The following is a 20,423-nucleotide window of genomic DNA, read 5'->3' on the forward strand; positions in this document are numbered from 1 at the left end:
GGGAAGGTATTCGACGATGCCTCAGGTGCGTGCCACACATTTCCGCAAGACAGCGCGCTCGGTCGTGGTGACGGCCGCACTTGCCACCACACTGTCCGGGTGCACCGTCTATCAGACGCTCACCAAGCCCACCGAGGTTCCTCAAACCACCGTCGCGCCCACCGTCAGCGACCAGGAGCAGATCCGTCAGGTGACGGCCGAAATGGGCAAGGCCCTGGCCGGTCTCGACTTGGATGCCGGTAACGCGCTGACCTGTCCGCGCTACCAGGTGTCGAGCCGCACCGCCGACTCCAAGCTGGTCCCGTCGATCAATTCCTGGAAGGGCACCCAGGACGCGCTCATGTACGGCGATACCTCGACCCTGGCCAGCGATGTGGCGCAACAGTTCCCCAGCGCGGGCAGCGGTGAGCGGGCCTCCCTTGTCAGGGCGATCGTCAACCGCGACCAGTTCTCGTACTCCACCGGCGTCCTACAAATCCTGCGCGAATCCACCGCCGTCGGGAAGTTCGCGATCGACAACATCAAAATCGTCGGCGACAGCGCCACCGGGGATATCACCGCGACCTACAGCTTCGGCGGCTCCGGCACCCAAACCCAAACGAAGCCGAACCAATTCCGCAAGGAAGACGGCAAGTGGGCATGGTGCCAGCAGCCGCCGCCGGGCCTGTTCACCCAGTGGACCAGCCCCGCGAGCGCGCAGACCTCGGCGTAATCGTTCGCGGGTAGCGTCGGCCGACCGCGTACCGGTCGGCCTCTAGAGTCGGAGCCATGACGCAAGACCAGGGACAGACCGCCAATCCCTTTGACCCGACGCGGTGGCAGCCGGTGCCGGGGTTCGAGGATCTGACCGACATCACCTATCACCGGAACGTCGAGCAGGGCGTCACCAAGGGGACCGTCCGGATCGCGTTCAACCGTCCCGAAGTGCGCAACGCATTCCGCCCGCACACCGTCGACGAGCTGTACCGCACCCTGGATCACGCGCGGATGACGTCCGATGTGGGGGCGGTGCTGCTCACCGGAAACGGTCCCAGCCCCAAAGATGGAGGCTGGGCGTTCTGCTCCGGCGGAGACCAGCGCATCAGGGGACGCACCGGGTATCAGTACGCCGGGGGCGAGACCGCCGAGACCGTGGATCCGGGACGCGCGGGCCGTTTGCACATCCTGGAAGTGCAGCGCCTCATCCGCTTCATGCCCAAGGTGGTGATCGCCTTGGTGAACGGCTGGGCGGCCGGCGGCGGGCACAGCCTGCACGTGGTGTGCGATCTGACGCTGGCCAGCCGCGAACACGCACGTTTCAAGCAGACCGACGCCGATGTGGGCAGCTTCGACGGCGGGTATGGCAGCGCGTATCTGGCCAAGATGGTCGGGCAGAAGTTCGCGCGCGAGATCTTCTTCCTGGGCCGGCCATACACCGCCGAGCAGATGCATCACATGGGCGCGGTCAATGAGGTTCTCGACCATGCCGAGCTGGAGAACGTCGCACTCGAATGGGCCGCCGCCATCAACGGGAAGTCGCCGCAGGCGCAACGCATGCTGAAGTACGCGTTCAACCTCACCGATGACGGACTGGTGGGACAACAGCTGTTCGCCGGGGAGGCAACACGATTGGCCTACATGACCGATGAGGCCGTCGAGGGCCGCGACTCATTCCTGGAGAAGCGGGAGCCGGACTGGTCGCCCTACCCCTGGCATTACTAGCCCCCCCGTCGGCGAGCATGCCCAAATGCGCCAAATTCGGGTGTATTGAGGCATATTTCAGCATGCTCGCCAAGAGAAGTTAGGCGCGCTCCATCCAGAAGTCGAGCTCCAGGTCCTCTTCGGCGCACTCGCGATACTTCGAGAAATCGGTGACGCCCGCCCCGGCGAGCACCTCGTCATCGATGAAGCAGTTCCCGGTGACCTCACGGCTGGGCTTGGTCAAAATTTCGTACGCGGCATCGGCCATGATCTGCGCCGAGCGGCAGCGGGCAACCAGCTCGGCGCCCAGGATGTTGCGGATGGCGGCGGTGTCGATGGTGGTGCGCGGCCACAGCGCATTCGAGGCGATACCGTACTCGCGCAGCTCGGCGGCCAGCCCGATGGCCACCAGGCTCATGGAGAACTTCGAGATGGTGTAGGCAGTGGTGGTCCGCTCGAACCACTTAGGCGCCAAGGTGATTGGCGGCGACAAGGTCAGGATGTGCGGATTGTCGGCCTCCTTGAGTGCCCCGATGGCCGACGTGGACAACGAGAACGAGCCGCGCGCGTTGATGTCCTGCATCAGGTCGTAGGCCTTCATCGAAATGGATTCCGAAGGAGCCAGATTGAGCGCGCTGGCGTTGTTGACCACGATGTCGATCCCACCGAACTTCTCGACGGTCTGGGCGACCGCCGAGGCGACTACCTCGTCGTCACGGACGTCTCCCAGCAGCGGCAGGGCATGACCTCCGGCGGCCTCGATTTCCTCTGCGGCGGTGTAGATGGTGCCGGGGAGCTTGGGGTGCGGCTCGGCGGTCTTGGCCATGATTGCCACGTTCGCGCCGTCCTGCGCCGCACGAAGCGCGATGGCCAGCCCGATACCGCGGCTGCCTCCCGACATGATGATGGTCTTACCCGCCAGTGATCCCATAAGCCACGTCCTTGTCGTCATAGGGTGAGTGAGGTCAGCGTAGGACACCGCCGATACGCGAAACCGGGCGAGACATAGGTCACCGGGACCCGGCATTTCGCGTGCATCGAAAGAGGCATACAGTTCTTACTCGTGAGTAAGAACTCGGTCAGCAGCCGTGTGAGCACAGCCCTCGCCCGCGCGGTCATGCAGCCATATCCCAGCCCCGCACTGCTGCGGGCGAAGTTTGATCCCAACTACGGGGTCTCTCTCAAGGGCAAGCGTGTGCTCATCACCGGAGCCTCCTCCGGCATCGGTGAAGACGCCGCTTATCGGTTCGGCAAGCTCGGCGCCAAGGTCATCGTGGTGGCCCGGCGCGAGGACCTGTTGAACGAGGTCGCGGCGCGCATCACCGCCGACGGCGGCGAGGCCGACGCCATCGCATGCGACCTCTCCGACCTGGACGCCATCGACAAACTCGTCGAGACGGTGAACGAGCGCCACGGCGGTCTCGACATTCTGATCAACAACGCCGGCCGTTCCATCCGGCGCGCCACCTACGAGTCCCTGGACCGCTGGCACGACGCCGAGCGGACCATGCAGCTCAACTACTTCTCACCGCTACGGCTGATCCGCGGCTTCGCTCCCGGCATGGTGGAGCGGCGCAGCGGCCACATCATCAACGTGGCCACCTGGGGCGTGCTCAACGATGTGGTGCCAAAGTTCGCGGTGTACAACGCCTCCAAGGCGGCGCTGTCGACCCTGAGCCGCACCGTGGACGTCGAGTACGGCAAGTACAACGTGCACACCAGCACGCTCTACTTCCCCTTGGTGCGCACCCCGATGATCGCGCCCACCGAGGCCTTCACCGACGCCCCGGCGCTGACCTCGGCCGAGGCAGCCGAATGGATGGTGCTGGCCGCCCGGGTGCGGCCGGCCCGCATCGCCCCGCGCTTCTCGGTGTTCGCCGCGACGGTGAACGCGGTGGCACCCGAGCTGGTGACGCGGATGGCGCGCTCGGGGCCCGAAACCCTGGGCTAGGACCGTGCGCCGTGGTAGACACGGCTCATGGAGATATTGTCCAGCCGAATACTGTTGCGTCCTAAGGATTATGACGCGACGTTGGCCTTCTACCGGGACACGCTGGGGCTGGCCGTCGCCCGTGACTACGGGGCGGGCATGGTGTTCTTCGCCGGACAGTCGCTCATCGAGATCGCCGGGCACGGCCGCCCGGACAGTCCCCCGCCGCCGTTTCCGGGTGCGCTCTGGCTCCAGGTGCGTGACGTCTACGCGACCCAGACCGAGCTGGAAAGCCGCGGGGCGTCGATATCTCGCGTCGCGCGACAAGAGCCGTGGGGTCTGCATGAGATGCATGTCGCGGCGCCCGACGGCATCACGCTGATCTTCGTGCAGATCCCCCCGGACCACCCGCTACGCAAAGACACCCGGCAGTAACTCCTGCCGGGTGTCTTTTATGGGTCTTGGCTACTTCTTCAGGAACGGGAAGAAGTCAACGCCGGTGTGGTGAATGATCGTCGTCCGGGTGATCCAGAGCAGCGCGAGGACGACGACCGCACCAACCAGGGTGAACAGCGCCAGTCCCAGGAACTTCACGGCCGGGTTCGGGGCGACCACGGTGCCGTCGTCATTGGTGCCACCGGCACCCGACGAGTAGGCGACCAGACCCGCCGCGAAGACGGCAGGCAGACCCGCACCGAGAATCAGCCCAACCACGAGCACCTTGCCGATGGCTTCCAAGTAGTTCATCGAGGATTCCTTCTCTTCGCTGGGGTGGCTAGACCGAAGCCGTGTCGTTGGCGGAGTCCTTCTTCGGAGCATCCTTGACCGACACCTCGTCGGACGCTTCGAGCTCGACCTCACGAACATCGGCGGGGACCACCGAGTTGGTGGATTCGTCCCAATCGGCGTTGACATTGCTGGAGTCGACCTTCTCCTGCTGCGCACGCCACCACATGTAGCCGGAGAGCACCACCAGCAGGGCGAAGATGATCAGGTCGCCGACCATCGGGGTGGTGAGGTTGCCGATGAAATGCGACAACCAGTAGGACAGTGCGCCGACGACGCCCGCAGCGGGCAGGGTGACCAGCCAGGCCAGCACCATGCGGCCGGCCACGGCCCAGCGCACCTCGGCACCCGGCTTACCAACGCCGGTACCGAGAATCGAACCGGTCGCAACGTGGGTGGTGGACAGTGCCATACCGGCGGCGCTCGAGCTCAGGATGATCGCTGCCGAGGACGCTTCGGCAGCCAGACCCTGCGGGGACTCGATCTCAACAAGGCCCTTGCCCAGGGTGCGGATGACCCGCCACCCACCGAGGTAGGTGCCCAGGCCGATAGCAAGCGCGCAGCTGGCGATGATCCAGAACGGCAGGCCGGTCTCCTTGACGTTGCCGGTCAGGTGGCCGGTGGTGATGAGCGCCAAGGCGATGACACCCATGGTCTTCTGCGCGTCGTTGGTGCCGTGGGACAGTGCGACGAGGGACGCAGTCGCAATCTGACCCCAGCGGAAGCCTTCCTCGCGGCGCTTCTTCACCACGTTGCGGGTGATGCGGTAGACCAGCCAGGTGCCCGCGGCGGCGACCAGACCCGCGATGAGCGGAGCGGCGACGGCCGGGATGATCACCTTCTGCAGGATGCCGTCCCACTTGACGCCCGCGGTTCCGATCGCGGCGAGCGCGGCACCGATGAGACCACCGAAGAGCGCGTGCGACGAGCTGGACGGGATGCCGAACAGCCAGGTCAGCAGGTTCCACAGGATGCCGCCGATGAGGCCCGCGAAGATGATTGTCAGACCCATGGACGGGGTGATGTTGGGCAGCAGGTGCCCCGTCTTGCTGTCCTGCACCTTGATGACCGACGTGGTCACGGTGACGGCGACCTCAACGGAGAGGAAGGCGCCGACCAGGTTCAGAACGCCCGCCAACAGGACCGCGGTCTTGGGCTTGAGAGCGCCCGTTGCGATGGACGTGGCCATGGCGTTACCGGTGTCATGGAACCCGTTGGTGAAGTCGAAGGCCAGCGCTGTTGCGATCAGCAGCACCAGAATGATCATGGTTGCGTCCATGGCGCTAATTCTGGGGCAAAGGACTTGACTTTGACCAGCTGATGACCGACCAAGTTTGGGCGCTGACCGGCCAGTTTGATATTTCCCGCAAGGAGTTCACATTCCGTTAACCTTTTAGGTGCGGACTGTTCGGGCTGCTCGCGCGTTTCGGCACCCGGTACCGCTAGGTTTTGGCTGGCGACAACGGGCATCAACAGCACTACCATCGCTAGACAGTCGACAAGATCCAGGACGGCCGCCCGTCCCTACAGGAGTTAGAGGCCGTGAACGCATTTCTGAACAAGATCGTCACCTGGCTTCGGGCGGGGTACCCCGAGGGTGTCCCGCCACCCGACTATGTCCCGCTACTGGCACTGCTGGGGCGCCGCCTCTCCAATGACGAGGTCAAGACCGTGGCCCGCGAGCTCATGGCCCGGGGCGACTTCGACAACATCGACATCGGGGTGCTCATCACCCAGATCACCGACGAGCTGCCCACCGGCGACGACATCGAGCGTATCCGCGAGCGACTGGCGAAAAAGGGCTGGCCCCTTGATGATCCACGCGAGCCCGCGGACCACGGCGACGAGCCGGGCTCCGGTCAGGCCTCTGACCATTCCGCGTGACGCGGCTACTACGCGCGTTGCCCGTGCCCAGCGGGCAGACCATGCTCGGCCTGCTGCCCCGCCTGGCTGAGCTATTGGACGGCCGCGGTGACGCGGTACTACCCGTACCCGCCGACGACGCCGAACACGCACATTTCCTGGCCGCCGAACTTTCCGCCGACGAGCCCATCGCCGACGATGTGGCCGTAGTGGTCTCGACCTCCGGAACCACCGGAAAGCCCAAGGGCGCCATGCTTACCGGATCGGCATTGGCCGCCAGCGGTGCGGCGACACACACCCGCCTGGGCGGCGCCGGCCAATGGCTGCTGGCTCTGCCGCCACACCACATTGCCGGGATGCAGGTGCTGCTGCGCAGCATCCAGGCCGGCACCGATCCCGTGGTGCTCGACGTTTCGGCAGGGTTCTGCCTCCCTGACTTTGTGCGAGCCGCCTCCGAGATGACCGCGAGTCGGCGGTATATCTCTTTGGTGGCAACACAATTGGTCAAAGCGCTGGATGACCCCGCAGCCTCAGAAACGCTCGCCGCATTCGACGCGGTGCTGTTGGGTGGCGGTCCGCTACCCGCCATCGTGGCCATCAAGGCGGCCCAGGCGCGCATCCCCGTGGTCCGAACGTACGGCATGAGCGAGACCTGCGGCGGATGCGTGTACGACGGCGTCGCTCTCGACGGAGTCCAGGTGCGGATCGGCCCGGAGGGGCGAATCAGCCTGGGGGGCGCCACCGTGGCGGCGGGCTATCGAAACATGCCAGAACACAAGGCTTTTGCCGAGAATGGCTGGTTTCACACCGATGACTTCGGCGAGTTCGAGGAGGGGCGCCTACGGGTACTGGGACGCCTGGACGAGGCCATCAGCACCGGCGGGCTCACCGTGGTGCCGCAGCTGGTGGAGGCCGCCCTCGGCGCGCATCCGTTGGTGGCCGAATGCGCCGTCTTCGGCGTGCCCGACGACCGGCTCGGCCAGCGCGTGGCCGCCGCGATAGTGCCCTCGGCGGCGGGTGCGCCCACACTGGACGAATTGCGCGAGCACGTGACCGCCACGCTCGACGGCACCGCGGCACCGCGCGAACTGCACCTGCTCGACGAACTACCCCGCCGTGGCATCGGAAAACTGGACCGCCGGGCACTCGTCAAACGCTTCTCTTGACCTCAAGTTCACTTGAGCCCATACCGTTGGCGCCATGACACTTGAACAGTTTGCGTTGGGCTCGGCGCCGTTGGTCCGCGACGGAGAACGCGAAATCGTCAGTACCGCAACCGGAAACAAGACCGGGCTGGTGATGGACTCCAACGCGACAGGCGGCGCGGTCAGTGTGCTCAGCATCTACCTACCGCAGGGCGCGGACGGTGCTGCCCCACATTTCCATACCCGCTCCACCGAACTGTTCTACCTCGTATCCGGACGCCTCGAGGTGTTGGTGGGCGATCGCATCGAGGTACTCGAGCAGGGTGACACCTTGCTGGTTCCGCGGCTGATGCCACACGCATTCGGGGCCACCGGCGACAGCGATGCCAATATCTTCACGGTGCTTTCCCCCGGCGTGCAGCGCTTCGACTACTTTCGGTTGCTGGACCGAATCGTGCACGGCCAGGCCGATATCAGCGAGTTAGAGGCAACACCAGAGGTATACGACAATCACTTCACGAAGAGCCCGGTGTGGGCCGAGGGGCGCGGGCTATCGGCGCTGGATGCCGTGTGATCACCCGGCCTCGGCAACTGCCTTGATCCGATTCAGAGTCTCGCGCATACCGTTTCGGTTGGTGCGCCCGCGCGCCCAGCCGAGTAATGCCCAGTAGATCCGCACCGGCAATGACGGTGTCAGTGCGAAGGATTCCGTGACATCGGTACCGTCACCGGCAGGCTCAAACTGATAGCGCCAGGTGTTGACGGTCTTTCCGTTCGGCAAGAGCACGGCGAAGGCAAAGGAGCGATCCCGATCGCATTCGACGATCCGGCACACCGTCCAGTAGACGGGCCCCTTCTGATTGCGTTTCACATGCCCGCGAAAGCGCACTCCCACAGCGGGCTCGGTAGCACCGTCGAGCCACTCGGCCTCAAAGGTCTCCGGACTGAACTTGCCTGTATTGGTGATATCGCTGACCAGCCCCCAGATTTTCTCGGCGGGAGCGGCGATGTGCACCGTGACCGAATCACGCATGGCGTTACGGTACTCGCGATGAATCCGGATGCCCGGCCGGGTCTGTATCCGCATGACCCTTACCTCTCACCTTGATCAGCGGTTCAGTGAGCCAGGCGCCAGCGCACCGGCATGGAGCGAGGTGTCGGCGCTGCTGGCCACCGCACAGTCGTACTGGATCACCACGGTGCGGACCGACGGCAGCCCGCATGTGACCCCGCTCGTAGGAATATGGCAGCGGGAATCCTTCGCTTTCTGTACCGGCCCCACCGAACAGAAGGCCCGCAACCTCGAGTCCAACAAGGCGGTGGCAATCACGACCGGCGCCGCTACCTGGAACGACGGGCACGATGTCGTCGTCGAAGGGACCGCAGAACGCGTGACCGACCCGGCCGCACTGGCACACCTCGCGGACGCCTACTTCCAAAAGTATGGCGAGGACTGGAGATTCACCCCGAGCGAGGGCGGATTCGGCACAGGTGACCAGTTCGCGGTGGTGTACCGGGTGGTGCCGTCCAAGGTGCTCTCCTTCACCAAGAACCCGCACGGCCAAACGCGCTACACCCGCTAGGGCAGCTCGATGGGGAGTTTGACACCGTCATGCGCACGGCAGTGCGCACACGTGTCGACGGATTCGGTGGCGGTGACCGCGGTGCGCACCAGCTCCTTGAACCCGCCGATGTTCCGTTCGAATTCCGCGAACACATCCACCGCCCGGACACCCTGGCCATGTTCGACACCGGCATCCAGGTCAGTGACCAAGGCGATTGCGGCGTAGCAGATTTCGAGTTCGCGAGCCAGGACGGCCTCGGGATAGCCGGTCATGTTGACCAGCGTGAATCCCTGCGAGGCATACCACCGGCTCTCGGCGCGGGTCGAGAACCTCGGCCCCTGCACCACCACCATGGTGCCGCCGTCGACCGTACCGGGCTGCAGCGAAACCGCGCGCAGCCCCGGGCAGTACGGGTCGGCGAACTCCACGTGAATGCCGCCGCTGTCGAAGTAGGTCTGCTCTCGTCCGCTGGTGCGATCCACCAGCTGATCGGGTACCACGATGGCGCCGGGTCCCAGGTCCGCGGTGAGGCTGCCCACCGCACACGGCGCGAAAACCCGCCGTACACCCAGTGCCCGCAAGGCCCACATGTTGGCGCGGTAGGGCACGGTGTGCGGTGAGAATTCATGACGGCTGCCATGCCGCGGCAAGAAAGCCACCTCCCGCTCCCCCACCAGGCCGACCGTGATGGGCGCGCTGGGCTGACCGTACGGCGTCGCCGGGGTGACTGTCCGCACCGGTTTGTCGAAGAACGAATAGAAACCGCTTCCACCTATCACCGCGAGCATCCCGCTATTGTCGTTTATCGCCTGAGCCCCAATCCATCTGGGGGTGAAAGTACGAGCTCCGCAATGTATTAGTCGTCCCGGCGGGCGCGAAGGTTCCCGCAGGAATTCAGAGAAATCGGCAATTACTCGAATTCGACAGATTTATCCGGCAAGCCTTGACGAATCGGCTACCGCGATTACCGTGGAGACGTGAATTCGATTGAGTATCAACTACATCGAAGACAGTTTTTGATAGCGGCCGCGGTATCGGCGGGCGCCCTCGCGCTCGCGTCGTGCACCGACCAGCCCCACGAGCAAGCAGCCCCCTCCAAGGAGAACGGCGTGTATCAATTACCGAATCTTGACTGGGATTATGCGGCCCTCGAGCCGCATATCTCCGGTGAGATCAATCAACTACACCACGACAAACACCATGCCGCCTACGTCAAGGGCGCCAACGAGGCAGTGGAGCAGCTCGCCCAGGCGCGCGAGAAGGGCGACAACGCGGCCATCGTGCTGCTGGAGAAGAATCTCGCCTTCAATCTTGGTGGGCACGCGAACCATTCGATTTGGTGGAAGAACCTGTCACCACATGGCGGCGACAAACCCGTAGGCGAGCTCGCGAGTGCCATCGACGAGCAATTCGGCGGGTTCGATAAATTCCGTGACCAATTCTCCGCGGCGGCCAACGGAGTGCAGGGCTCGGGCTGGGCGTGGCTGGGATACGACACGCTGGGCAAGAAGCTGCTGACGTTCCAGATGTACGACCAACAATCCAATGTGCCGTTCGGAACGATTCCGCTCCTCGGCCTCGATGTTTTCGAGCACGCCTACTACCTGCAATACAAGAACGTGAAAGCTGACTACATCAAGGCATTCTGGAACGTGGTCAATTGGCCCGATGTTCAGGCGCGTTTCGCCGCGGCGGTGTCCAAGACACCGGGTCTCATCTTTCCGTAGCGTCCGGGACGCCCGGTTCACGCCATGGCAGGATTTGCCCATGGCCAGCATCGCGCAGTGGATCGAAGGTTCCCGCCCCCGCACGTGGCCCAATGCGGTGGCCCCCGTCATCGCGGGTACCGGCGCCGCGGCGGCGGCAAGCTCGCCCATCTGGTGGAAAGCAATTCTCGCGTTGGCCGTATCGGTCTGCATGATCATCGGCGTCAATTTCGCCAACGACTACTCCGACGGCATCCGCGGGACCGATGACGACAGAGTGGGCCCGCTGCGGCTGGTGGGATCGCGGGTGGCGTCACCTGCCGCGGTCAAGGCCGTCGCCGTCGGATTCCTGGCGCTGGGCGCGGCGGCCGGACTAGCCCTGGCCATCGCCACCGCGTGGTGGCTGGTGGCGGTCGGAGCGGCCTGTGTCGCCGGGGCCTGGTTCTACACCGGCGGGTCGAAACCATACGGATACAGCGGTTTCGGTGAAATCGCCGTATTCGTGTTTTTCGGCCTGGTCGCGGTGCTGGGTACCGAGTACGTCCAGATCTTGGCCATCAGCCCCATCGGCGTCGCGCTGGCGGTAGCCATCGGCAGCTTCTCCAGCGCGGTGCTGGTCGCCAACAATCTGCGCGATATCCCCACCGACCGTGAATCCGGGAAGATCACCCTGGCGGTCCGGCTGGGCGATGCGCGCACCCGGGTCCTGTTCCCGGCACTGCTCACCGTTCCGGTTCTGGTCAGCATTGGGCTGGGCTTCGGGCACCCCTGGCGCCTGTTGGGACTTGTGATGCTGCCCCTGATGGTCAAGGCCGCACGCCCGGTGGTCACCAAAGCGCAAGGGCCAGCCTTGATCCCGACGCTGCGCGATACCGGACTGGCGATGCTCGGCTGGGCGATTCTGACCGCCTCGGCCCTCATCTGGCTCAGCTAGGCGGCCTGATCGAGCAGGCCCACCACGGCGTGCCGTAGTTCATCGGCGGGTACCCGCTCGGTGATGACGGCCAGTGCGACCGGGTCACCGCCACGCAAGATACCGAGCACCACGTGCTCGCATCCGATCCAGTTGTCCTTGTGGGCAATGGCCTCGCGCAGCGCCAGCTCCAGGCACTTCTTGGCCGATGAGTTGAACATGCGTCGACACGCCGTGTATTGCAAGAGTTACTCGGAAATCACGTCAGAAAGCGGCGTGTCGACGGAAGGTGAGTTAGGAGTCCTTGGGCTTTTCGCCGCGCAGCCGCGCCTGCAGATCGGCACGCTCGGCCCGGCGCCGCTCGTCGACAACCGCGATGCTCGCGGTCACCCGGCGGCGCAGCGGCGCGAACACCGCCATGCCCAGCGGCAGCGCGATGATCAGAGCGAACAAGATCGCGATGGCCAACGGAAAGTCCTCGTATCCGATGAGCCGAGCCACCCAGAAGATGACAAGCGTCAAGACGACCGCGAGACCCAGCCGCGCCACTGTGTACAACGCGATGTCGATAGCGAGCCGGCTCCCCGGCGACCGTTCAGCCACGTCACCACCCTATCGCTGCACCGAATTTCCGCCGTCGCCGCGCGTATATTCGGAGTTAGTTGTTCAGGAGGGTTTGTTGTGTATTACGTGTTCATCGCGATCGTGCTCGGTGCGCTGCTCTACGCCGGGTGGCGCATCAGCCAGTCGATCCCGGCCCGTCCGCAAACTCGCGTGACCGGCCCCGACGACGATCCCGAGTTCCTCTGGCGCATCGGCAAGGACAACCCGTCCGGGCACTGACGGTGTGCGGCCCAGCGGCCGCGGCACCGGCTAGCCCTGGAACGTCTGCTGCTGGCGCTGAGTACCGGTGAAGCCCTGCGCCACGACGGCGGCAAGCTCGATGAGCGCGCGCCGTGTCTGCGGTCGCAGCCGGTCCAGGCTGATCTCGGCGCCCTCTTCCAGGTGCGGATCGAACGGCACCAAACGCACCGCGCGGCACCGCCGCGAGAAGTGATCGACGACCTTCTGCATATCGACCTTGCCCGAACGCGGCCGCACCGCGTTGATGACGGCGACCGAACGGCGCACCAGCTCCCGATGTCCGTGGGCGTCGAGCCAGTCCAGGGTGGCTGACGCACTGCGCGCGCCGTCGACCGAACCGGAGCTAATGACCACCAACGTGTCGGCCTGCTCCAGCACCGACGACATGGCCGAGTGCATGAGTCCGGTACCGCAGTCGGTGAGTACCACGCTGTAGAAACGCTCGAGGATCTCCAGGGTGCGCGAGTAGTCCTCGGCACTGAATGCCTCGGATACCGCCGGGTCGCTTTCCGAAGCGAGCACCTCGAGACGGCTGGGTCCCTGCGAGGTGTAGCTACGCACATCGCTGTAGCGCTGGATCGAGTTGGCATCCCGCAACAGGTGACGCACCGTTGCCGGGGTCTCCAGCGGCACCTTCTGACTCAGCGTGCCGCGGTCCGGGTTGGCGTCGACGGCGATGACACGGTCACCGCGGATGGACGCGAAGGTGGCACCCAACGTGGCGGTGACGGTGGTCTTGCCCACGCCACCCTTGAGGCTGAGCAGCGCGATCTTGTAGCAGCCCTGCAGCGGCTGGTTCACCTGTGCGACGAGGTCGTTTTCCTCGGTCTTCTTGGTGCCCTCGCCAAGGTTGACCGTCCCGAACGACGCGCGGTAGACCGTCTTGCGCCACCCGGCGGACGGCGCCGGCTTGTGCGGGCGCAACAACGCGGACGTCGACAGGTCGCGTGAGGACGGCGGCAGCTCGGGCCGCACCTGCCCACCGATGCCGGTCTGTTGACCACCGACCGGGGTGTAGTAGCGGGAGGCGCCGGGCGCAGGCTGCTGGGCCTGCTGCGGGATACCCGATGCGGGAGTGTCGCTGGCCCAGCGGTCGGCCGTGAACGGCGTCGGCTGTGCGGGTTGGTCAGCGGAATCGCTGAACCGGTTGTCGGCCCGGAAGCCACCCGGCCCGCCGGACGATCCTGCCGCACCGATCGCGGTGGGGTCGGCGGTCTCCTGGCCACCCGACGGTGTGAAATCCAGCGGCGCGAACGAGCCACCCAGGCTGTTCAGCGAAGGTACCGCCGGATCGTGCCCCAGACCTGCGATGTCCTGCTGCGGCGCGAACGGGTCCTGGAACGGGACGGCCTGGAATTGCTGGGTCATCTCATGCGGCTGCTGTGGCGTCCTCTGGCCGTACATGACCGGCTGCGCAGGCTCCTGAGCTGCCCATGGCGGGGCCGTTGGTCCACCCTGCGCCTCGTCGGCGGCGTATGGCGACGGTCCATCCGGCGCGCGGTGCGCGGGATAGTCAGACATCGGTCCCCCAATGCATTGGTTGGATGTGCAGTTCGGACACGGAGAGTTCGGAACGGCCGTTCAGAACGACTCAGCATCGCACCCTATCGCAGGTGCCATGAACCGATCCGGCGGAACAGTTCGCTAGCTCACACCAGCGTACGAGTGAAGACCGACAGTCACCAGGTTGACGAAGAACAGGTTGAACACCATGGCTACGAATCCGGCCACATTGATCCACGCGGCCTTCTTGTCCCGCCACCCGGCGGTGGATCGCGCGTGCAGGTAGGCGGCATAGATAACCCAGGCAACGAACGAGACGGTTTCCTTGGGGTCCCACGCCCAGAACCTTCCCCACGCCTCCTCGGCCCAGATGGCACCGAAGATCACGCCGAATCCGAAGATGGGAAAGCCGAAGATGGTGGTCCGATAGGCCAGCCGGTCGAGGGCCTGGGCATCGGGCAGCCGCTGCACGAATGAGTTGTCGGGCAGGTACATCTTGGCCAGGAACAAGATGCTTGCCACCCCGGCCACCAGGAAAACACCCGATCCCAGGCTCACCACCGAGACGTGGATGGGCAGCCAGTACGACTGCAGAGCCGGCATCACCGGGGCGGCATAGGTGTAGAGGTAACGGCCGGACACCGCGAGCAGGATGAGCACCGGGATCAACACGAAGACCCAGAGCGCCCGTCGCCCTTCCGCGTTGCCGCGTGGGCGCAGCACTATCGCCGCCGTCACCAGACCGCACGCACAGGTGAGGTTGATGAACTCATACATGTTGCCCCAGGGCACGCGGGTGGTGGCCGCTCCACGCAGCACGATGCACAGCAGCAGCAGCCCGATACCCAGGTACACAAGGGCCTGTCCGGCGCCGCCGATCCGCTCGACCGGGGGACGCTTGCCCTGCGGCACCACCAGGCCCGGCTGGTTCTCGTCGGCGGATACCACCTCACCACCGGCGCTGACCAGCTCCCGCTCGGCGGCCTTATTGCTCTGCTGGTAGGCCAGCTCGATGGCCAATAGCACCAGCGCGCCGACCATCACCACGATCGCCGAGGTGAAGGCGTAGTCGGAGAACTTGGCCAGATTCACATCGATATTGGTCGAATTCATTCGGCATCCTCATCTTTGTGGCCGGTCGCGGCCCCGGCTGTGCCCAGCCGGGGCAGACCCTCAAGGCAGCGGTCGCACAACCGCTCAAACTCGTCGCCCCACCCGGAGCTGTCGGTACGCGCCAGCCCTCCCAGCTCGACGTTTACCGTACCCGCGGTGGCGCCCGGGGTCAGCCGCGCCCACACCCGGCGGCGCTTGATGACCAATGAGACCACCAGGCCCGCCATCATGGTCAGGGCGAAGATCAGCACCCACAGTTGAGCGGGGTCGCGCGACACCTGCAAATTGACGAAGTTGACGGCGCCGTCGAACCTGACGATCGTGCCGTCGTTGAGCTTGACCGATTGCCCGGGCAGCAGGTTGGCCCGCGCCACCTGATTGAGGCGCTTCTGCTCGATCATGCGGGGGTCGAGGTCGAATATCGACTGCGCCCGGCCGGAGTCCAGCCCGGTGTCGCCGCGGTAGATATTGATGGCCACCGCGGGCTTACGCATCTCCGGGAAGCTCGAAGAGAGCAGCGTCCCGTGCAGCTGTTCGGTGGGCGCGAACAATCCCTGGATGGCGATCTGATTCTTGCGGCGCACATTGGGGTCCGGGTAGGTCCCGGCAGGCGGATCGATGCGCACGGCTCCCGACGACAGCAGTGTGGTCGGGTCGTCGGGTCGCCATTGGATGGTCTCGCTGCGTTTACGTCCGTCGGGGAAGGTGACCGTGAACGTGGGCGCATAGCCGTACCCGAGCAGGTACACGCGGTTGCCATTGACGCGCAGCGGATGGTTCATGGCCAGCCGATCCGGCCGCCACCCGTTGTTCTGGATGTCGTCGCCGGCCTGGTACTCGATATTCGATTCGAATGAATGCGCCTGTCCGGAGGCAAGATACGTGGCCTTGAAGTCCTTGACCTTGACGCATACCGGGTCCAGATTGGTGCCGTCCACGGTGTTTCCGGCCCGGAACGAATCGAAGGCCGCCGGTGATGACGAACAGAATCCCGGGCCGCCGTTGGCGATGACGATGACATTGCCCTCGTATCCGAAGAGCTTGCCGACCGCGAATGACACCAGCAGCCCCACCAGGGACAGGTGGAAGACCAGGTTCCCGAACTCGCGCAGATAACCCTTCTCCGCGGAGATCTCAGTGATCTCGCCGTTTACCCGGGTGCTTCGGCGCCAGCCACGCAGCCGGGTGGAAATCGTCTCGGCCAGCTGCTCCTGATCCGCGGTCACCGTTTGTTCGGCGTGTTTGGGCAGCCGTCCCAGGTTGCGCGGCACCGGGACCGGCTGCGTACGAAGGGCCTTGGCGTGCTCGACGGTCCGGGGAATGATGCATCCCACCAGCGAGATGAACAGCAGCACGTAGATCGCGGTGAACCAGAAGCTGGAGAACACGTCGAAGGCCTGTACCCGGTCCAGCCAGGGACCGATGGTCGAGTGTTCGGTCAGATACTCGTCGACCTTGGCCTGGTTGAGCGCGCGTTGCGGCAGCATCGCGCCGGGGATCGCACCCAGCGCCAGCAACACCAGCAAGGCCAGCGCGGTACCCATCGAGGTCAGTCCACGCCAGGTGTTGCGCGCATACGCAAGAAGACGCTTCGCGATGGTCATCAGATGGGCAACCTCGCGTCCGAAACGAATGAATCCCGCACCCAGGCAACGAAATCAGCCCAAACGCCGGTCACCAGCGCTACCCCGACGGCCAGCAGCGCGATGCCCCCGATGATCTGGATGGTCCGGGTGTGCCGCCGCAACCAGTCCATACCGCGCACCGCGCGCGCCGAACCGAAGGCCAGCAGCAGGAACGGGATGCCCAGCCCCAGGCAGTAGGCGATCACCAGCGCGATCCCGCGCGCCACGTCGGCGCCCTCGGTGGCCGAGGCCACCGCGACGACACCGGTCAGCGTGGGCCCCAGGCACGGGGTCCAGCCGAGCGCGAATACCGCGCCCAGCAGCGGCGCACCGGCCACCGTCGACACACGACGCGGCGTGAAGCGGATATCGCGCTGCAAGGCCGGCACCAGACCGATGAACACCAGGCCCATCGCGATGGTGACCACTCCCCCGATGCGTTGCAGCAGCACCTGATTGGTGATCAGCGTGGTCGTCATACCCATCACCGCGACGGTGCCCAACAGGAACACCGCGGTGAATCCCGCCACGAACAGCAGCGCCGACCCGGTGACGCGCAACCGGTCATATCTCGCGCTCGCTCCGTCCGCCGGCCTATCGTCGGCGCCCACCACCGCGGCCAGATAGGACAGGTACCCCGGCACCAGCGGGATCACGCACGGCGACGCGAAGGACACCAGCCCGGCGAGCGCGCACGCCCCCAGGGCCAGCAACAGCGGTCCGCTGGTCGCCGCGTGCTGAAACGCAGAACCGGCGTCGGCAAGAATCACTTCACGTCCCCCGCAGGCTCTTTCGCCAGGCGCTGAACTACCGGCAGCAGATCTTGGGTCAGCAGCTCGCGCAGAAACACCGCGGCCACCCGATGGTGACGGTCCAGCACCAGCGTCGCGGGAATGGCTCCCGTCGGGAACTTCTTGCCGAACGCGATGAGCGTGCGCATGGACGGGTCGTAGATGGACGGATACGGCACCTTGCGGTCGGTCACGAAGTCTTGCGCCTTGGTGATCTCGTTGTCCCGCACGTTGATACCGAGGAAATCCACCCCTTGGGCGTGGGTTGAGTTGTACACGTCTTGTAGCGCCGAGAACTCCGAGCGGCAGGGACCGCACCACTGCCCCCACACATTGATGACGACAACCTTGCCGGGGAAGTCGCCCAGCGACAGTGTCTTGGTGGGGTCCAGCAGGCTCGGCCCCGTGATGGGCCCGGTGGTCTGACGGGATTCGGGCGGGTCGTAGAAGATATCGGTCTTGCCGCCGGGTGAGACGAATTGGAACTGTCCACCGCGCGCCACCGCATCATCACCGGTGGAACACCCGGTGATGAGCAGGGTCAGCGCGGCCATCGCCGCGACCACACGTCGCACTCGCTATCCCGCCGGTTCGGAGTAGACGACATCGGCGAGCTGTTCGCCGTCGAACACCAGGGAGGTGAGCGATGCGACATTGCACTGACGCTTACGCGGGTCGTGCCATAGCTTCTTGCCCAGCAGGTACTGGCGGGCGGTCCAGACCGGCAGCTGGTGGCTGACACACACCGCCTCGGCGCCTTGGGCACCGACCCGGGCCCGGTCGATCGCCGCCGTCATCCGGGATGCGATATCGCGGTAGGGCTCGCCCCACGACGGTGTGAACGGATCGCGCAGCTTCCACCAATTGCGGGGGTCACGCAGCGCGCCGTCCCCCACCGACACCTTCATGCCCTCGAACGAGTTGCCCGCCTCGATGAGGTCGTCATCGGTGACGATGGTCAGTCCGTGAGCTTCGGCGATGGGGGTAGCCGTCTGCTGCGCCCGTAGCAGCGGCGAGGCCACCACTGTGACGATCTTATTGCCCACCAGCGACTTCGCCACCTTGGCGGCCTGTTCCTGCCCCTTGTCCGAGAGCCGGAAATTCGGCAGCCGGCCGTACAGGATGCCCTCGGGGTTGAGTACCTCGCCATGGCGCATCAAATGAACGATGGTGCGGGCGGTCACAGTCAGTTCTCCTCGGCAGCGGCTGCGGCGCGGGCAGCGGCGGGCAACGCGTCGGCGATACGGTCGAACGCCTCGTCATCGAGAGCGGTGGACACGAACCAGGTCTCGAACGCGCTCGCCGGCGGGTACACGCCACGGCTCAGCAGCGCATGGAAGAACGCGGGGTAGCGCCAGGTTTCGGTGGCCTTGGCACTCTGGAAGTCCTGCACCGGCTCGGCACCGAAGAACACACTGAACATGTTGCCGGCGCGGCCGATCTGGTGCGTCACCCCCTCGGCATCCAGCGCGGCGGTGAGCAGCGCGACGATCGCATCGGCGTTGCGGTCAAGTGTCTCATAGGCTTTCGCGTCGGCAGCGCGCAGCGACGCGAGCCCGGCCGCGACCGCCACCGGGTTACCCGACAGCGTGCCCGCCTGATACACCGGGCCCAACGGGGCCAGCCGGTCCATGATGTCGGCGCGACCGCCGAACGCCGCGGCGGGCATGCCGCCGCTCATCACCTTGCCGAACGTGACCAGATCGCCGGCCACCTGATCGATGCCGTACCAGCCCGAACGGCTGACCCGGAAACCCGTCATGACCTCGTCCATGATGAGCAGTGCGCCATGGTTTTCGGTGATGCGCCGCAGTCCGGCGTTGAAGTCCGGCCCCGGTGCCACGGTGCCCATGTTCCCGGCGGCGGCCTCGGTGATGACGGCCGCGATCTGATCGCCCTGTTCGGCGAAGACGCGGGCCACCGCGCCAATGTCGTTGTACGGCAACACGATAGTGTCGGCCGCAGAAGCGCCGGTGACACCGGGCGAGGAGGGCAGCCCGAAGGTGGCCAGGCCGGACCCGGCCTCGGCCAGCAGCGCGTCGGCGTGCCCGTGGTAACAGCCGGCGAACTTGACGATCTTGGGGCGACCGGTGAATCCGCGGGCCAGACGCACCGCGCTCATGGTGGCCTCGGTGCCCGAGTTGACCAGACGCACCTTCTCCACCGGCTGAACACGGTCGATGATTTCGCGGGCCAGCTCGATCTCGGCCTCAACCGGCGCACCATAGGACAACCCCGCCTGCGCGGCGTCACGGACGGCCTCCACCACCGCGGGATGCGCGTGACCGAGGATCAGCGGCCCCCAGGAGCAGACCAGGTCGACGTACCGGTTGTCGTCGACATCGGTGAGCCAGCATCCGGCACCCGACTTGATGAACCGCGGGACTCCGCCGACCGCGGCGAACGCGCGCACCGGCGAGTTCACTCCACCTGGGATGACGGCCGAAGCGTCGGCGAACAGACGTGCGGAGTTGGGAGTCTCATCAGACACGGCATCCAGTGTCTCAGCTGATGCCAAATCGTCCACTACAGGGTGTAGTGGATCAGGCAGGTCTCAGCGCAAAAGTGGGGTGATCGGCGTCGTCGGGCAGCTGGGCGAAGTAGCCGTCGACAACCTTCCCGGCCTTGGGCTTGTAGGCGGCGATGATGGGAGCGCGGTCGGCCACCGGGACCTCGGTGGCCGCGTACACGGTGCTGACCCCCTTCACGGTCAGCGTCACCTGCGGGTTGGCCCTGATGTTCTTGACCCATTGGCTCTCCCCACGGGTGGACACCAGGTACTTCACGCCGTCGACGTCCACGGTGGCCACCGGGATCTGCTGCGGCTCGCCGCTGACCCGTTTGGTGATGGTGAGGGTCTCGCCGATATTGGCGGCCATCGCGACCCGGTTGAAGACCTTGCGCACAAACCACGGGGGCTTGAGGTATGCCATGGATCA

At 65.4% G+C, this 20,423-nt stretch carries 26 protein-coding genes and 1 pseudogene; 11 read left to right on the top strand and 16 right to left on the bottom strand.

Annotated features, from left to right (window positions below; all coding sequences use genetic code 11):
• Positions 1-16 precede the first annotated feature (16 nt).
• Together ABG82_RS22330 and ABG82_RS22335 are read left to right on the top strand one after the other, a co-directional pair.
• Positions 17-712, top strand: coding sequence for a hypothetical protein (locus ABG82_RS22330; protein ID WP_078343823.1), 696 nt, complete (start codon positions 17-19; stop codon positions 710-712).
• A 56-nt stretch (positions 713-768) separates the two neighbouring features.
• Entirely contained in the window at positions 769-1,701 is a 933-nt protein-coding gene (locus ABG82_RS22335; RefSeq protein ID WP_043077018.1) for a 1,4-dihydroxy-2-naphthoyl-CoA synthase, read from the top strand.
• Between the two features lie 79 nt (positions 1,702-1,780).
• Here ABG82_RS22335 and ABG82_RS22340 read toward each other — a convergent pair whose 3' ends face one another.
• Positions 1,781-2,611 carry an SDR family oxidoreductase gene (locus ABG82_RS22340; protein WP_043077017.1) on the bottom strand — a complete coding sequence of 277 codons (831 nt, stop codon included), beginning with the start codon at positions 2,609-2,611 and terminating at the stop codon, positions 1,781-1,783.
• 132 nt (positions 2,612-2,743) lie between these two features.
• Here ABG82_RS22340 and ABG82_RS22345 point away from each other — a divergent pair, with 132 nt between their 5' ends.
• The gene (locus ABG82_RS22345; protein ID WP_043077016.1) at positions 2,744-3,631 is read left to right on the top strand and encodes an SDR family oxidoreductase; all 888 of its coding nucleotides are present in this window, start codon (positions 2,744-2,746) and stop codon (positions 3,629-3,631) included.
• A 27-nt stretch (positions 3,632-3,658) separates the two neighbouring features.
• Positions 3,659-4,045: a VOC family protein gene (locus ABG82_RS22350; RefSeq protein ID WP_043077015.1), complete on the top strand. Its 387-nt coding sequence runs from the start codon at positions 3,659-3,661 to the stop codon at positions 4,043-4,045.
• A 30-nt stretch (positions 4,046-4,075) separates the two neighbouring features.
• On the opposite strand, the gene ABG82_RS22355 is transcribed toward ABG82_RS22350, so the two are convergent.
• Genes ABG82_RS22355 through ABG82_RS27920 form a run of 3 tightly spaced genes read right to left on the bottom strand, consistent with a single transcriptional unit; the run spans position 4,076 to position 5,875 of the window.
• Positions 4,076-4,357, bottom strand: a complete 282-nt coding sequence (locus tag ABG82_RS22355; RefSeq protein ID WP_043077014.1) for a hypothetical protein — start codon at positions 4,355-4,357, stop codon at positions 4,076-4,078.
• 28 nt (positions 4,358-4,385) lie between these two features.
• Entirely contained in the window at positions 4,386-5,675 is a 1,290-nt protein-coding gene (locus ABG82_RS22360) for an inorganic phosphate transporter (RefSeq protein WP_043077013.1), read from the bottom strand.
• Entirely contained in the window at positions 5,660-5,875 is a 216-nt protein-coding gene (locus ABG82_RS27920) for a hypothetical protein (protein WP_078343843.1), read from the bottom strand. Before ABG82_RS27920 ends, ABG82_RS22360 begins: the two co-directional genes overlap by 16 nt.
• Before the next feature lie 63 nt (positions 5,876-5,938).
• Between ABG82_RS27920 and ABG82_RS22365 the strand changes: the two genes are divergently transcribed.
• Genes ABG82_RS22365 through ABG82_RS22375 form a run of 3 tightly spaced genes read left to right on the top strand, consistent with a single transcriptional unit; the run spans position 5,939 to position 7,978 of the window.
• Positions 5,939-6,280: a DUF3349 domain-containing protein gene (locus ABG82_RS22365; protein WP_043077012.1), complete on the top strand. Its 342-nt coding sequence runs from the start codon at positions 5,939-5,941 to the stop codon at positions 6,278-6,280.
• On the top strand, positions 6,277-7,425 hold the full coding sequence (gene menE / locus ABG82_RS22370) for an o-succinylbenzoate--CoA ligase (RefSeq protein ID WP_078343821.1): 1,149 nt from the start codon (positions 6,277-6,279) through the stop codon (positions 7,423-7,425). Before ABG82_RS22365 ends, menE begins: the two co-directional genes overlap by 4 nt.
• A gap of 34 nt (positions 7,426-7,459) precedes the next feature.
• On the top strand, positions 7,460-7,978 hold the full coding sequence (locus ABG82_RS22375; RefSeq protein ID WP_043077011.1) for a cupin domain-containing protein: 519 nt from the start codon (positions 7,460-7,462) through the stop codon (positions 7,976-7,978).
• Here the strand turns inward: ABG82_RS22375 and ABG82_RS22380 are convergent, their stop codons facing one another.
• The gene (locus tag ABG82_RS22380) at positions 7,979-8,437 is read right to left on the bottom strand and encodes an SRPBCC family protein (RefSeq protein WP_043077115.1); all 459 of its coding nucleotides are present in this window, start codon (positions 8,435-8,437) and stop codon (positions 7,979-7,981) included.
• 52 nt (positions 8,438-8,489) lie between these two features.
• On the opposite strand from ABG82_RS22380, the gene ABG82_RS22385 reads away from it, so the two are divergent.
• A complete protein-coding gene (locus ABG82_RS22385; protein ID WP_043077010.1) occupies positions 8,490-8,987 on the top strand; it encodes a pyridoxamine 5'-phosphate oxidase family protein in 498 nt (165 codons plus the stop codon).
• Here the strand turns inward: ABG82_RS22385 and ABG82_RS22390 are convergent.
• Complete coding sequence (locus tag ABG82_RS22390) at positions 8,984-9,757, bottom strand: S-methyl-5'-thioadenosine phosphorylase (protein ID WP_043077009.1); 774 nt, start codon at positions 9,755-9,757, stop codon at positions 8,984-8,986. The genes ABG82_RS22385 and ABG82_RS22390 overlap by 4 nt on opposite strands.
• A gap of 321 nt (positions 9,758-10,078) precedes the next feature.
• Here ABG82_RS22390 and ABG82_RS22395 point away from each other — a divergent pair, with 321 nt between their 5' ends.
• Entirely contained in the window at positions 10,079-10,696 is a 618-nt protein-coding gene (locus tag ABG82_RS22395) for a superoxide dismutase (protein WP_043077114.1), read from the top strand.
• A gap of 40 nt (positions 10,697-10,736) precedes the next feature.
• Positions 10,737-11,609 carry a 1,4-dihydroxy-2-naphthoate polyprenyltransferase gene (locus tag ABG82_RS22400; protein WP_043077008.1) on the top strand — a complete coding sequence of 291 codons (873 nt, stop codon included), beginning with the start codon at positions 10,737-10,739 and terminating at the stop codon, positions 11,607-11,609.
• On the opposite strand, the pseudogene ABG82_RS22405 reads toward ABG82_RS22400, so the two are convergent.
• Together ABG82_RS22405 and ABG82_RS22410 are read right to left on the bottom strand one after the other, a co-directional pair.
• A pseudogene (locus ABG82_RS22405) lies at positions 11,606-11,806 on the bottom strand (Clp protease N-terminal domain-containing protein); the annotation flags it as partial. The gene ABG82_RS22400 and the pseudogene ABG82_RS22405 sit on opposite strands and share 4 nt — an antisense overlap.
• Before the next feature lie 76 nt (positions 11,807-11,882).
• Positions 11,883-12,191 carry a DUF4229 domain-containing protein gene (locus tag ABG82_RS22410; RefSeq protein ID WP_043077007.1) on the bottom strand — a complete coding sequence of 103 codons (309 nt, stop codon included), beginning with the start codon at positions 12,189-12,191 and terminating at the stop codon, positions 11,883-11,885.
• Positions 12,192-12,269: 78 nt separating this feature from the next.
• Here ABG82_RS22410 and ABG82_RS28665 point away from each other — a divergent pair, with 78 nt between their 5' ends.
• Positions 12,270-12,431, top strand: coding sequence for a hypothetical protein (locus ABG82_RS28665; protein WP_052510952.1), 162 nt, complete (start codon positions 12,270-12,272; stop codon positions 12,429-12,431).
• 30 nt (positions 12,432-12,461) lie between these two features.
• Here the strand turns inward: ABG82_RS28665 and ABG82_RS22420 are convergent, their stop codons facing one another.
• The 8 genes from ABG82_RS22420 to ABG82_RS22455 all read right to left on the bottom strand — a co-directional run bounded on the left by ABG82_RS22420 (position 12,462) and on the right by ABG82_RS22455 (position 20,417).
• The gene (locus ABG82_RS22420; protein WP_043077112.1) at positions 12,462-13,856 is read right to left on the bottom strand and encodes a MinD/ParA family ATP-binding protein; all 1,395 of its coding nucleotides are present in this window, start codon (positions 13,854-13,856) and stop codon (positions 12,462-12,464) included.
• A 240-nt stretch (positions 13,857-14,096) separates the two neighbouring features.
• A complete protein-coding gene (ccsB, locus tag ABG82_RS22425; protein WP_043077006.1) occupies positions 14,097-15,068 on the bottom strand; it encodes a c-type cytochrome biogenesis protein CcsB in 972 nt (323 codons plus the stop codon).
• Positions 15,065-16,672: a cytochrome c biogenesis protein ResB gene (gene resB, locus ABG82_RS22430; RefSeq protein WP_043077005.1), complete on the bottom strand. Its 1,608-nt coding sequence runs from the start codon at positions 16,670-16,672 to the stop codon at positions 15,065-15,067. The genes ccsB and resB overlap by 4 nt, the downstream gene beginning before the upstream one ends.
• Positions 16,672-17,463: a cytochrome c biogenesis CcdA family protein gene (locus ABG82_RS22435; protein ID WP_043077004.1), complete on the bottom strand. Its 792-nt coding sequence runs from the start codon at positions 17,461-17,463 to the stop codon at positions 16,672-16,674. The genes resB and ABG82_RS22435 overlap by 1 nt, the downstream gene beginning before the upstream one ends.
• Positions 17,460-18,059, bottom strand: coding sequence for a TlpA disulfide reductase family protein (locus tag ABG82_RS22440; RefSeq protein WP_043077003.1), 600 nt, complete (start codon positions 18,057-18,059; stop codon positions 17,460-17,462). The genes ABG82_RS22435 and ABG82_RS22440 overlap by 4 nt, the downstream gene beginning before the upstream one ends.
• A gap of 3 nt (positions 18,060-18,062) precedes the next feature.
• The gene (locus ABG82_RS22445) at positions 18,063-18,641 is read right to left on the bottom strand and encodes a histidine phosphatase family protein (protein WP_043077111.1); all 579 of its coding nucleotides are present in this window, start codon (positions 18,639-18,641) and stop codon (positions 18,063-18,065) included.
• 29 nt (positions 18,642-18,670) lie between these two features.
• Positions 18,671-19,975, bottom strand: a complete 1,305-nt coding sequence (gene hemL / locus ABG82_RS22450) for a glutamate-1-semialdehyde 2,1-aminomutase (protein ID WP_043077110.1) — start codon at positions 19,973-19,975, stop codon at positions 18,671-18,673.
• Between the two features lie 52 nt (positions 19,976-20,027).
• On the bottom strand, positions 20,028-20,417 hold the full coding sequence (locus tag ABG82_RS22455) for a nitroreductase/quinone reductase family protein (protein ID WP_043077002.1): 390 nt from the start codon (positions 20,415-20,417) through the stop codon (positions 20,028-20,030).
• Positions 20,418-20,423: the final 6 nt, after the last annotated feature.

Origin of the sequence: Mycobacteroides immunogenum, assembly GCF_001605725.1 — a bacterium.
GTDB classification, from domain to species: Bacteria; Actinomycetota; Actinomycetes; order Mycobacteriales; family Mycobacteriaceae; genus Mycobacterium; species Mycobacterium immunogenum.